Source organism: Bacillus sp. MMSF_3353 (assembly GCF_030733445.1).
GTDB lineage: Bacteria > Bacillota > Bacilli > Bacillales > Bacillaceae_G > Bacillus_A > Bacillus_A wiedmannii.
On sequence record NZ_JASHJA010000002.1, the window covers coordinates 235,565 to 249,160 of the forward strand.

Annotated in this window: 13 protein-coding genes; 4 read left to right on the forward strand and 9 right to left on the reverse strand. The window is 35.8% G+C overall.

Translation table 11 applies throughout. The features are described from left to right. Nucleotide 1: 1 nt before the first annotated feature. From hpf to RBB48_RS06535, 7 genes are all read right to left on the reverse strand, one after another. Entirely contained in the window at nt 2-544 is a 543-nt protein-coding gene (gene hpf, locus RBB48_RS06505; RefSeq protein ID WP_000671189.1) for a ribosome hibernation-promoting factor, HPF/YfiA family, read from the reverse strand. 320 nt (nt 545-864) lie between these two features. Continuing rightward, nucleotides 865-1,062, reverse strand: coding sequence for a cold shock protein CspC (gene cspC, locus RBB48_RS06510; RefSeq protein ID WP_001990088.1), 198 nt, complete (start codon nt 1,060-1,062; stop codon nt 865-867). Nucleotides 1,063-1,188: 126 nt separating this feature from the next. Further along, nucleotides 1,189-1,893 carry a ComF family protein gene (locus tag RBB48_RS06515; RefSeq protein ID WP_097889564.1) on the reverse strand — a complete coding sequence of 235 codons (705 nt, stop codon included), beginning with the start codon at nt 1,891-1,893 and terminating at the stop codon, nt 1,189-1,191. Further along, nucleotides 1,893-3,242, reverse strand: coding sequence for an ATP-dependent helicase ComFA (gene comFA, locus RBB48_RS06520; RefSeq protein WP_097908207.1), 1,350 nt, complete (start codon nt 3,240-3,242; stop codon nt 1,893-1,895). Before comFA ends, RBB48_RS06515 begins: the two co-directional genes overlap by 1 nt. Nucleotides 3,243-3,369: 127 nt before the next feature. Then, nucleotides 3,370-4,686 (reverse strand): C40 family peptidase, encoded by a 1,317-nt coding sequence (locus RBB48_RS06525; protein WP_088608301.1) that lies wholly within the window; start codon nt 4,684-4,686, stop codon nt 3,370-3,372. 252 nt (nt 4,687-4,938) lie between these two features. Beyond that, complete coding sequence (locus tag RBB48_RS06530; RefSeq protein ID WP_088608300.1) at nt 4,939-5,253, reverse strand: winged helix-turn-helix transcriptional regulator; 315 nt, start codon at nt 5,251-5,253, stop codon at nt 4,939-4,941. 172 nt (nt 5,254-5,425) lie between these two features. Further along, nucleotides 5,426-6,268: a DegV family protein gene (locus RBB48_RS06535; protein ID WP_088608299.1), complete on the reverse strand. Its 843-nt coding sequence runs from the start codon at nt 6,266-6,268 to the stop codon at nt 5,426-5,428. 239 nt (nt 6,269-6,507) lie between these two features. Between RBB48_RS06535 and RBB48_RS06540 the strand changes: the two genes are divergently transcribed. Together RBB48_RS06540 and RBB48_RS06545 are read left to right on the forward strand one after the other, a co-directional pair. After that, a complete protein-coding gene (locus RBB48_RS06540) occupies nt 6,508-7,143 on the forward strand; it encodes a YigZ family protein (protein ID WP_000926678.1) in 636 nt (211 codons plus the stop codon). Nucleotides 7,144-7,217: 74 nt separating this feature from the next. Beyond that, entirely contained in the window at nt 7,218-8,351 is a 1,134-nt protein-coding gene (locus tag RBB48_RS06545) for an LCP family protein (protein ID WP_088608298.1), read from the forward strand. 40 nt (nt 8,352-8,391) lie between these two features. Here the strand turns inward: RBB48_RS06545 and wecB are convergent, their stop codons facing one another. Further along, nucleotides 8,392-9,507 carry a non-hydrolyzing UDP-N-acetylglucosamine 2-epimerase gene (gene wecB / locus RBB48_RS06550; RefSeq protein ID WP_000140139.1) on the reverse strand — a complete coding sequence of 372 codons (1,116 nt, stop codon included), beginning with the start codon at nt 9,505-9,507 and terminating at the stop codon, nt 8,392-8,394. Between the two features lie 74 nt (nt 9,508-9,581). After that, the gene (locus RBB48_RS06555; protein WP_097889561.1) at nt 9,582-10,952 is read right to left on the reverse strand and encodes a UDP-glucose dehydrogenase family protein; all 1,371 of its coding nucleotides are present in this window, start codon (nt 10,950-10,952) and stop codon (nt 9,582-9,584) included. 587 nt (nt 10,953-11,539) lie between these two features. Here RBB48_RS06555 and RBB48_RS06560 point away from each other — a divergent pair. Further along, nucleotides 11,540-12,613 (forward strand): glycosyltransferase family 4 protein, encoded by a 1,074-nt coding sequence (locus tag RBB48_RS06560; RefSeq protein WP_000378314.1) that lies wholly within the window; start codon nt 11,540-11,542, stop codon nt 12,611-12,613. Nucleotides 12,614-12,813: 200 nt separating this feature from the next. Next, entirely contained in the window at nt 12,814-13,551 is a 738-nt protein-coding gene (locus RBB48_RS06565) for a polysaccharide deacetylase family protein (protein WP_097889560.1), read from the forward strand. Nucleotides 13,552-13,596 lie beyond the last annotated feature (45 nt).

The window sequence follows — 13,596 nt, forward strand, 5'->3', positions numbered from 1 at the left end:
ATTATTTAGTTTCGATTAAACCATATTTCCCATCTTTACGGCCGTATACAACATTAGTTTCATTTGTATCAGCATTTGTGAAGACGAAGAAATTATGTCCTAGCATATCCATTTGTAGGATCGCTTCTTCAACGTCCATCGGTTTTAAATCAAATCGTTTTGTACGTACAAGTTCTAATTCATCCTCTTCTACCGCATCCAGAACAGCTACTGCTTCTGGAAGGATAAAGTTCGTTTTCATAGAACCTTTCTCACGTAACTTACGATTTACCTTTGTTTTATGTTTACGAATTTGTCGCTCAAGTTTATCAACTACTAAATCGATAGCAGCGTACATATCGCTATTAGTTTCTTCTGCACGAAGTAATAAATCAGTAAATGGAATTGTTACCTCGACACGTTGCTTGTCAGAGTATACTTTTAAATTAACTTTAATCTCTGGGAATGTATCAAAATAACGCTCTAACTTACTTAGTTTTTTCTCTACATATTCCTTTAATGCTGGAGTTACTTCAATATTTTCACCACGAATGTTGAATTTCATAGATGAATTCCTCCTTTCAAGCCTATGTACTATAATTTCGACATTGGCTTAAAAACTCCTTCTAACTTTTTTAAAAAAATTAGTGGAATTGCGATTTTTTTATCGTTTTTTGTTGAAATGAAAAGATGCATCGTTTCTATCTTTATTTTATCCTATTAACATCGTGAATAACGAATATAACTGTGGACAATTCGTTACAGAAAAGAAACAACTTTTTGACAACTTGATTCATAACAAAAACCCCTTGCAAAAAACAAGAGGTTCTACCATATATATAACGTTGCCACAAACGCAGCTCTCTCTTCCCAAAAACAATATTCCTACAGTTTTACAACATTAGCTGCTTGTGGTCCACGTGCTCCATCTACAATGTCAAACTCAACTTGTTGTCCTTCTTCTAATGACTTATATCCATCTTGTTGAATAGCAGAAAAATGAACAAACACATCATCACCATCTTCACGCTCAATAAACCCAAATCCCTTTTCTGCATTGAACCATTTCACTCTTCCTTGCATGTTCATTCCATTCCCTTCACTCTAAAAATCAGGGCATTCGCCCCATACTTTGACTATAACGAATGACAACTTACGAAGTCAAAGAAGACTTATCGTCTTTTTATTATCCCTTTCGACAGTTACAGATCAACTTCTACAAAGCGTCAAACTAGAAACTTCCCTTGCTCCTCTATCGTATAAAAGACTTCCAATTTGTCTAACTGTAATTCCTGTCGTATATACATCATCAACGAGTAAAATATGTTGATCATGAAACATATCTTCTCCCTGAAAATAAAAAGGATTACTTCCCGAAAGCCTTTCTTTACGTGTCTTCTTACTTTGCTTTTCTGTTTCCCTTCTTCTTAATGAGGGATAAGAAATTTTGACAGGTAAACATGCTGCTAATAACTCTGCCTGATTAAAACCACGTTCATATTCCCGTTCCCTACTAAGCGGAACAGCAATAACACTTGAAACGCTCGTAAAATGCTTTTGAAACAGCTCCCGAAAGGATCGATAAAAAATATGAACTAACTCCGCATCTCCCCGAAACTTAAACTGTGCTAATATTTCTTTCATCTCATCATCGTACACGTGCAAAGAACGATTTTTAAAAGGACGATACTTCTCCTCTTTTATCCACCTTATGCAATCCACACAAATATCATTTTCTTTATATTCGGAAGTCAAGTCCTCTAAAAGTCGCCCACACTCCATGCAAATCTCTCCTATAATATAGGAAAGTTTCCGCTCACACCTATCACATATATATTTTTTGTGAGACTTTACAAAGAAGGTGTACCAACTAACTGTTTCCAACATATACTCATCGCAAAGTAGACAATGCATTAATCGATTAATCCTTGTTCTTTCGCCTTTTTGTTCATACTTTGAATATGCCTTTTCGCGCGTACCATCGCCTCTGTCTTACCGCAATGAAAATAAACGACCTCGCCATAAGGTTCTTCAAAACTACGACCTGCTCGGCCTGCAATTTGTACAAGCGCACTTTCTGAAAAGATTTCTTCTTCCGCCCCTAACACCGCTACTTGTAAATTCTTCACAGTTACTCCTCTCTCTAAAATTGTCGTTGTAACTAATAACGGAATTTCTCCCTTTCTGAAAGCTGCTACTTTTTCTTTTCTCATCGGATCTTCTGCATGTACACCATCGATTCTAGGATCCAACGTTTTCAATATCAGGCTCAATTCTTCTATATATCGCACATGAGGAACAAATAAAAAAATGGGATACTTTTTGCTTACGTACATTTTTAACCATTGTAGTAACAATCGAGGAATTCTTTTATGGTGGAGACTTTTCTTCCAATTTCCGCACCAGCAAAATAGAGGAACTGGTAACGGATGACGATGGTATCGTCCAGAGACAATGATACCTTTTTGTTTACCACTTCTGAAATTACGCTTCCACTTTTCATCTGGAGTTGCAGTTAAATAAATACGCGCTGCTTTCTCTTTCATCGCTTGTTGCACTGCATACTGCAACATTTGATCCGCATGATACGGGAAGGCATCGATCTCATCTACAATCATGACATGAAACGCTCTATAGTAACGTAACAATTGATGAGTCGTTGCAACGACTAACGCTGCATCTTTTTCCCTATCTTCACTTCCTCCGTATAAGGACGCTACATTTACATTTGGAAACACTTTTTGTAATCTCGGCGCTAATTCTAGTACAACGTCTGTTCTTGGCGTTGCGATACAAACCCTTTCTCCTTTTCGCAATGCCTCTTCCATACCGTAAAATAGCATTTCAGTTTTTCCAGCCCCGCACACAGCCCAAATAAAAAAAGAGTCTTTCTTCTTAATAGCTTCTATAACACCTTGCGCTGCCAAATCCTGACCAGTAGACAAGGTCCCGTTCCACTGTAAAGAATTTAAGCCTTTTTCTCCTTTTCTTTCAGCGATCCCACGAACAAGTACAGCACATTCACTAACTCTCCCCATCGTTATACACTTTCGGCAATACGTACATACTTTACTGCACCTTTTACATAAAAATGATGCAAATAGCCGCTGCTCTATATTTCCGCAGCGCTGACACATATATTTAGAAGCCTTCTTTATTACACCTTGTACACATACGGCCTCTCTCTTCTTTTTCAAATCTTGTAATGTACCCCGTAAATCTGAAGAGAGTTCCTCTAATAGTAACTGTTTCCCTGTTAACATCAGCAACCACCTCCATCACTACTATAAACCCTTCTCATAATCTCGTAAAAAATCAAAAAAGCCGATAACCTACTTATAAAATAGTAAGCTATCGACTTTATACACATGTTTTATTCGTTTATAAATCCTAGAATCTACCGTATCCTAAGAAATGTTTTTGGTTGTAGCTACTGCTTAAGCTAGCGTAAGCAATCCCTTTATCACCAGCATGAATCATTTGGCCATTACCAACGTAAATACCGATGTGAGATGGACCTGGTTTATAAGTACCTTGGAAGAATACTAAATCTCCAGGTTGTGGGCTACTTACTTTAGAAACTGAATTCCAGTAACCATTAACATCTTGACGTCCTACACCGAAGACGTAAGAAATAAATCCACTACAGTCAAAACCACCGTTTGATGGAGATGCACTTCCCCAAACATATGGCATACCTAAGTATTGTTGTGCTTTACCAATTACGCCAGGAGCTGGAGCTGGGCCTGGTGTTGGTTCTGCTTTTTTCTCTTCTTTTTTAGGTGCTTCTTTTTTAGGTTCTTCCTTTTTAGGCTCTTCTTTTTGAGCTTGTCCACCATTGTTTGCTGGTGCTGCAGGTGCAGCTTGCTCTGCTGGTGCTTGTGCTGTAGGCGCTTGCGCATCTTTAGCAGCTTGTTCTGCTTGTTTTTGAGCAGCAGCTTCTTGTGCAGCTTTTTCTTGTGCTTCTTGTTCAGCAATACGTTGTAATTGTAGTGCTTGTTTTTCAAGATCTTTCAATTGACTTTCCGTACTTGTCATTGAAGTTACAACTGTATCCATTTTACCGCTTAAATCATTTACTGCTGTTGATTTTTTCGCTTTTTCAGCGTCAAGTTCTTTCTTAGCAGTTTCAATTTGAGCTTGTGCTTCTTTTAATTCTTTTTGCTTTGTTTTTACCGTTTCAACATCTTTTTTCACGTTCGCTTGATCTTCTTGTTGTGTTTTCATGATATCTTCGTCAGACTCAAGAATTTTAGAAACAGAAGTTAAACGATCAACTAAATCTGCAACGTTTTTAGAGTTTACAAGAACTTCTGTTACAACGTTCGTATTTGGTTGTTCTTGAAGTGCAACTAAACGTTTTCTTAATAACTCTTCACGTTTTGCAATTTTCGTTTGTAGTTCTGCAATATCTTTATTTTTATTTTCGATTAATTGCTCAGTATCCGCAACTTTTTTCGTTGTTTCATCAAGTTTTGAAGCATTCTCTTGAACAGATTTATCCAAACCTTGAATTGTTTTGTTTAAGTCATTCATTTGTTTTTGTAATACATCACGTTCTTGTTGTTGTTTATGTAAAGTGTCATTTTGTGTATTAATTTGTGATTTCACGTCAGAAATTTTATCTTCTGCAAATACATTTGGTGTTAGTCCTGAAAACATTAACCCTGCAACTAATGCGCAAGATGCCATTTTTAGCTTTTTCATTTTATTTTTTACACCGCTTTCTTTTGTCTTTTTTCCGTATATAACCTATAAAATTTATACCATAATTCGGGATTTTTTTTGCTAATGTTACGCTATTGTAAAACAAATGTAATATTATATGTAACTCTATCGCAAAATATGCATATTTTTGTATATATGTGTAGAATTTTAAAAGCTTTTTATAAGCAAAGAAAAAACGCAAGGTTTCCCTTACGTTTTGTTAAATACACTAATACGAATGAAATCAAAACGTTATTTCATCCATTGCTCAGCCCACTTTTGGACTTCATCCATAACACTTTCTAATGCTTTCCCTTTTTCAGTTAAGCCGTACTCGATTCGAACTGGTACTTCCGGATAAACATTACGAACTACAATGCCTTCGCTTTCCAATTCCTTTAAACGCTCTGATAACATACGATCGCTCATATTCGGTATAATATCTGCGATTTCTCTAAAACGTTTTGACTCTTCAAGCAAAGATTTAATAATTAAGCCAGTCCATTTTTTACTAAGCAAAGTAAAAGCTGACTCAAACTTTGGACATAAACAAGAATTATGCTCCATATGTTTCACCTCTCTTCTATTATAATATAGTTTCTTGTAAAAAGTAAGTTATAAAACTTTCCTCATTATTTTATTTTACGCACATTTTATAATTTCCAAATATTAACTTGTCAACTACACGTAAAATATCCGTAAAAAAACCCTCTTCAAAAAGAGAGCTTTTTATATCTTATTACTTCGTATACCATCCAAGACCTAGTGCACCTTCACCTAAATGCGTACCAATTACAGCACCGAAATAACCTGTGCGGATTGTAACATGGGGATATTTTGCTTCTAATTCTGCCTTCCATTCATTCGCTTCCTCTTCACGTTGTGCATGAATGATAACTGCTTCCATAGGTACACCTTGACTTGCTTGCTCATCAAAAATTTCAACAATTCGTTTTAACGCTTTTTTACGTGTACGAATCTTTTCAAATGGAATAATGATTTTATCTCTAAAATATAAAACTGGCTTCACTTGTAACAAACTACCAATGAAAGCTTGTGCACTATTTAATCGTCCTCCACGTTGTAAATGATGTAAATCATCCACTACAAAATAAGCGTCCATCGTTTTCTTCATTTCATCAAAACGGGCAACGATCTCTTTCGGATTTTTTCCTTCGCTTGCTAGCTTTGCACCTTCACGTACATAGAATCCTTGTACTTCACAACTAATTTCAGAGTCGTACGTATATACATCAATACCCTCTACCATTTGCCCGGCTGTCGTTGCCGTTTGATATGTACCACTAATCCCACTTGAAAGATGAATGCTAATAACCGCATCATAATCCTTAGATAGTTCTTCAAATAACTCAACAAACTTTCCGATTGCTGGCTGAGAAGTTTTCGGAAGTTCTTCTTGCTCACGTACTTTTACATAGAAATCATCTACTGAAATTTCAGCTTCTTCTTGATAAGATTCCGTTCCAAACACAACGTTTAATGGAATCATATATATATTGAGTTCATCACGAATATGCTTCGGTATATATGCTGTACTATCAGTAACAATAGCTGTTTTCATTTGCGTACCTGCCTTATAAAAAAGTTTTTATTCCCTAAGTTTACACGAAAACTAAAAATGGTGCATCCATACATAAAAATGCCGATTTGAAATAATACTTACCATCTCGACAAATTACAACAAAAAGTTGAAATACTCACCAAAAATTTTAACTTATTTATAAAAAATGTTTGAATATAAAAACGCTCGCTTTTAAAATGTAAAGTACTAGTCATTTTGGTAGATAGGGGCGTATACGAGTGTTATTACAATATTTAACAATCAAAGACTACGGTGAGCACGAAATTGTCATTCAAAAATCAAGATTTATTTGTTATGTTAGCAGAGCTACAACCGAAGCAGAAGCTCAAGAATTTATACAAAAAATAAAAAAACAAAATTGGAATGCCACACATAATTGTTCTGCGTATTTGATTGGCGAACAAGATCAAATCCAAAAAGCAAATGATGACGGAGAACCTAGCGGTACAGCTGGCGTACCTATGTTAGAGGTACTAAAAAAACGCGGTTTAAAAGATACCGTCGTTGTCGTTACACGCTATTTTGGTGGCATCAAACTTGGCGCAGGTGGATTAATTCGCGCATATGGAAAATGTACAAGCGAAGGCATTAATCATGTCGGTGTTGTTCAGCGAAAACTAATGCGTGTTATGCAGACCGAAATTGATTACACATTACTTGGCAAAATTGAAAATGAATTACGTAATTCGAAATATGCCATTAAAGATATACATTATCTCGAAAATGTCACATTTGATACGTATGTAGAAGAAGACGGAAAACAAGCATTCACAGATTGGATGATTGAGTTAACAAATGGGAAATGTACAATTACAGAAGGAGATATGTTGTACTTAGAACAAGATGTTATCTAAGAATAACTACATCCTCACCTTTAAAGATTAATGTAGTGAATTACTTTCCTACAAATGAACTAAGGAGATTATATATGGAAGAACGTTATTATCATCTCCAAAATAGCAGAATAAAAAAGAAACGAAGAAGAAAGTTTTTCTACTTCCTTATTTTCGTATTTTTATTTGGTGGTGTAGGACTTTATATATTAAATTCCTACTCTTCTCTCATGGGGATGTATAGTGGTTTTACTCGTCAAAAATCGGACTTGAGAACCGAAGATGTAGAAATTACAAAGGAGCCTTTTACACTCCTCATTATGGGTATAGAAGATTATGCAACGGACGGTCAAAACGGTCGTACAGATTCATTAATGTTTGCGACCGTCAATCCTAAAACTAAAAAGATTTCGCTTATGAGTATCCCTCGTGATAGTCGCGTTCCAATTGTTGGTAAGAACAAAGAGGACAAAATTAACGCTGCGCACGCTTACGGCGGAGAAGAAATGGCAATCAAAACTGTCGAAGGTTTTCTAAAAGTTCCTGTAGACCATTATATTAAAATTGATTTCCAAGGCTTTAAAGGAATTGTTGATGCTGTTGGCGGTGTTACTGTTGATGTCCCATTCGATTTTTGGGAGCGTTCAGACGTGGATTACTACAAAAAAATCGAATTTAAGCAAGGACAACAAGACTTAAATGGGGAAGAAGCACTCGCATACGTACGTATGCGAAAGCAGGATCCAAACGGCGATTATGGTCGGGCCGCTAGACAAAGACAATTACTAGCCGCTGTTGCTCAAAAACTAAATTCAGCCTCTACCGTATTTAAAATTAAAGATTTAACAGCAGTCGTTGGAAAATATATAAAAACTGACATTCCTATTTCAGACGGACTGGCTCTTTACAATAAACTATCTGGATTTGATCCTTCTACAATGCAAACGTTCAAACTTGAAGGAGAAGACAAAAAAATAGGTGGTATTTATTACTTCCTTCCAGATCCAATCGGTGTAGAGACAGTACGTAACGAAATTAAAAAAGAATTAGGAGAAACAGCAAACACTCAAGAAAATCCAACTACAAAAACCGAATCAAACCATTCTTCAAATTCTAACTCTGACGAAAAGGCAAAGAAAGAAACGAATCAGAATCAGAACAAAGCACCAACTGAACCACCTCCTTCTACGAATGCTCATGCAGAGTGGATTATGAGAAATCAGCAATAACAAAAAGAGCCAAATCGCATATGATTTGGCTCTTTTTTATTTACTTATTAAAGTGTTGTAAAATTGCTTCTACAATGCGCTCTGATGCACGGCCATCACCGTAAGGATTAGATGCTTTTGACATCTTATCATGAGCTTCTTTATCTGATAACAACTCATCAGCAAGACCAAAGATTGTCTCTTCGTCTGTTCCTGCTAATTTCAATGTACCTGCTTCAATACCTTCTGGGCGCTCTGTTGTATCACGAAGAACAAGAACCGGTACACCAAGTGACGGCGCTTCCTCTTGTACACCACCAGAATCAGTTAACATTAAGTATGAACGAGCTGCAACATTGTGGAAATCAATTACATCTAGCGGCTCAATTAAATGAATTCGGCTATGATCGCCTAAAATATCATTCGCTGTCTCACGAACAACTGGGTTCATATGAACCGGATACACAACTTGTACGTCTTCATGCTTATCAACAAGACGTTTAATTGCACGGAACATATTACGCATTGGCTCTCCTAAGTTTTCACGGCGGTGAGCTGTCATAAGTACAAGACGATCGTTTCCAAGTTTCTCTAGTACAGGATGACTATATGTTTCTTTTACAGTCGTTTTTAGTGCGTCAATCGCTGTATTCCCTGTTATGAAAATGCGTGACTCATCTTTATTTTCTTTCTGTAAGTTCGTTGCTGATTTTGTTGTAGGTGAGAAATGAAGATCTGCCATGACGCCTGTTAATTGGCGATTCATCTCTTCTGGGTATGGAGAATATTTATCCCATGTACGAAGTCCTGCTTCAACATGCCCTACTGGAATTTGATTGTAGAAAGCAGCTAAACTCGCAATAAATGTTGTCGTTGTATCACCATGTACAAGTACAATATCCGGCTTTGCTTCTTTCATTACTTTATCCAAACCTTCTAAACCACGCGTTGTAATATCAATTAAAGTTTGGCGGTCTTTCATAATATTCAAATCGAAATCTGGCGTAATTCCAAAGATACTTAATACTTGGTCTAACATTTGACGATGTTGCGCTGTTACAGTCACAATCGACTCAATTTTTTCTGGATGTTTTTGCAACTCTAACACAAGAGGTGCCATTTTAATTGCTTCTGGACGTGTCCCGAAAATTGTCATTACTTTTAAACGTTCAGTCATTTCATTGCCTCTTTTCTTTCACTAGTTACAACTTCTATTATGACATATAAGAATATACATGAATACATGCCTTTTTAACGAATAACGGAAAATTCCCTCTTACAAATACTTTCTCTTCCAACCGAATAATAATCTATCTCTTGCTTCTTGACATCCTCAATAGTATAACAATTTCTTCCATCTAATAAAATAGGTTCTCTCATAAGTTGTGCGTACCTTTCTAACGGATAAGCTCGGATAGCCTCCCATTCTGTCATGATAAAAGCCGCACTCGCTCCTCTAATCGATTCATCTATACATTCGCTATATTGTATAGTCTCTCCAAAGATATTTTTCATATTTGGAATCGCTTTTGGGTCATATAGAACTACATCCGCACCTATATGAATTAATTCTTGTATCATAATAAGGGACGGTGCGTCTCTTATATCATCAGTATTCGGTTTAAATGCCGCTCCCAGCACCGCAATCCGCTTCTTGTTCATATTTAATACTTTCTTCGCTTTCTCAATCAATAACAACTGTTGTTTATTATTCACTTCAATGACTGCTTTTAACAAGCGAAAATCATGCGCCACATTCCCTGCAATTTGCACAAGGGCTTTCGTATCTTTCGGAAAACACGAACCCCCATAACCAATGCCAGCATTTAAAAAAGACGCCCCAATTCTCTTATCCATTCCCATCCCTTGTGCAACGTCTAATACATTGGCTCCTACCTTCTCACATATATTTGAAATTTCATTGATAAAACTAATTTTTGTCGCTAAAAAAGCATTCGATGCATATTTAATCATCTCTGCACTTTTTATATTTGTAACATACGTTTTTAAGCGTAATTCACTATACAAATTCTCCACTTTTCGTGCCGCTTCCTCATTATCTGCTCCAATTACAATACGATCTCCCTGAAAAAAATCGTAAATCCCTGAACCTTCCCGTAAAAATTCAGGATTCGATACGATATGTAATTCATATCTATTTTGTAATTTCTCCTCAATCCATCCCCTCATAACATCATTTGTACCTACAGGAACCGTACTTTTCGTAACGACAATAATGTCATTCGTCGCATATGTTCCAATATCGTCACAAGCACTTCGAATATATGTTAAATCCGCTGTCCCATCTAATAAAGATGGCGTTCCAACTGCAATAAATATAAATTCTGCATCGTAAAATGCTTTTACTCTATTTGTTGTAAAAGTTAAACAGTCATTCTCACATGCATCATTTATTAATTCATATAAACCCGCTTCATAAATAGGCAGATCTCCTTGCTTTATCCGTTCAATTTTCTCATCATTTATATCAAAACATGTGACTGAATGGCCTAACATTGCCAATCCTACTCCTGTAATTAATCCAACGTATCCGGTACCTATTATCGTAATTTTCATTTCCTTTTCGCACAGGAATATACAATAGAAAATATACGAATACATAGAATTCTCCCTGTGCTTCCCCCTCTCACATTAAAAATGAGAAAACTCTTTTACTTCTTTATTATATGAATTACTTTTTCCATTCTTTTTTAAGTTTTTGTAAAATTACATGTAAGAATATAAAATGAAACTTTATTCAGTAAGGGGCATCCATCCCCGGCTAATTATTAGTTAAACCAATCAGGCTTTTACAGGAATTAAGATCCCCACCTAACTTCTTTTCTCCAACTGAATTTTGAGGTGCGAACCTTACTGCCCGTTCATGCGGATAAATTCCCACATTTTAACACGGAACTTACTCATTTCTAGGTGTAACACTTATAATACTGAAATAAAAATATTCATTATCGAAAAAAGAGAAAATGTCATATTCTAAAGTCCAATACAATTAACCTTCTCAAATGATTCAACATTCTGTATACAATTGTCATATATTCTATCCGCTTCCATTTACCACACAAAGAAAAAAAGATTGAATTCTAATCTTTTTGTGATACCATATGTTATGAGCCTGTAAATAAACATCATAATTTTCAGATAAATATATTAAAAAAAATTACGTTAGACTATAAAAGGGTGGGGTATTAATGGACTCACAAGTGATTTATGCCATCTTGGCATCTTTCATCACTGTACTCGTCGTTACTCCTTTAGTTATTAAGTTAGCTTTTAAAATAGGAGCAACAGATAAGCCAAACGCTCGTAAAGTACACCAAAAGATTATGCCTCGTCTTGGCGGGTTAGCGATATTTATTGGTGTAGCTGTAGGATTTGTTGTCGGCGGCTTATACGAACAAAGAATGTTATCGATAACGCTAGGTGCGATTATCATTGTAATCATCGGTATTTTAGATGATATGTACGAGTTATCTGCGAAGGTAAAATTCGGTGGACAACTACTAGTTGCCATGATGATTGTAAAAAGTGGATTATTAGTGCAAGTATTATATATCCCAATCCTCGGGGATACTGAACTTGGATGGCTTGCTTATCCAATTACAGTATTTTGGATTGTAGGTATTACAAATGCAATCAACTTAATTGATGGCTTAGATGGGTTATCTGCTGGTATTTCATCTATCGTACTTGCAACGCTAGCATATATGGCCTTCACTAGCCCATGGGGCACTGGAGCCGCTATTATCTTACCACTAGCATTAATTACATTAGCAAGTACAATTGGATTTTTATTCTACAACTTCCATCCAGCAAAAATTTTCATGGGAGATACAGGCGCACTATTTTTAGGATACTGTATTTCTGTTATATCGTTACTTGGATTATACAAAAGTGTAACGTTATTCAGCTTTATCGTTCCAGTTATCATTTTAGGCGTACCTGTATTTGATACGACATTTGCAATTATCCGTCGTATCGTAAATAAAAAACCTATTTCAGCACCAGATAAATCGCATTTACATCACCGTTTACTTGCAATGGGCTTCTCTCATCGTAAAACGGTACTAATTATATACGCATTCGGTATTTTCTTTAGTGTAAATGCAATCATTTTCTCTAGTGCGACATTATGGTTATCCATTATTCTTCTTTTCGTTTTAATCTTCTTTACAGAAATCATTGCTGAAGTAATTGGGCTTGTACATGAACGTTACAAACCACTTATTTCCTTTTATAAAAAAGTGAAAAAACGCGAAGACTAATTGTAGTATAGCCTTTACAATTATGAAATATTCAAATAGCATCCTCTTTCTTATAAGAGGATGCTATTTTTTATTCATCATTTTATATTTCCAAAATATAGATTGTTTGAGAGCTCCACTATTGGAGAAAGATATACATAATAAGAAAAGGATTATATTTTCTTTTTTACATCTTGATTGTCAAACTGAGGGTGAATGTTATGATCAAGCGAGTATTTCAATACGTTATTTTATTTTTAACAATTACTATGTACACGTCATCTCATGCAGGAGCAACTACCATTACCCCTGCTGAACATCATCCAAATACCGAAACTACCTCTTCTACAAAAAAAATCGCGTACTTAACATTTGATGACGGACCAAACAAATATACTACGCAAATTTTAAACATCTTAAAGGAAAAGAACGGAAAAGCAACTTTCTTTGTTATTGGTGGAAAAGTACCACATTATAAAAAAACAATGCAACGATTGATTCAAGAGGGGCATTATATCGGACTTCACAGTATGTCACACGATGTAAAACGCCTTTACACTGGTGATCCATCCGCTTTAATTACAGAAATGGAACAAACACAAAATATTGTTCAGCAAGTTACAAAATTAAATTCACATCTCGTTCGTGTCCCGTATGGTAGCATGCCTTACTTAAAAAAGAATTACCGTGATGCACTTGTATCCGCCCAGTATAAAATGTGGGATTGGACAATCGATACATATGACTGGAAAAGCTATGACAATCCTTCTGCCATACTAGAAAGAGTACGTAATCAGAGCGATGAACAAGTCGAAGTGATTTTAATGCATGATTCGAGTGTAACCGTACAAATACTGCCTAAAGTAATTGATTACTTACAGTCACAAGGATACAAACTTCTTCCCTATAATCCATCTTCTCACCTCGAAGTGAACTTTTGGAAAGACACAAGATTGTAACAGCTTTAGTGCCTATTTGCTAAAGCTGTTTTATTTTTCTCTTCC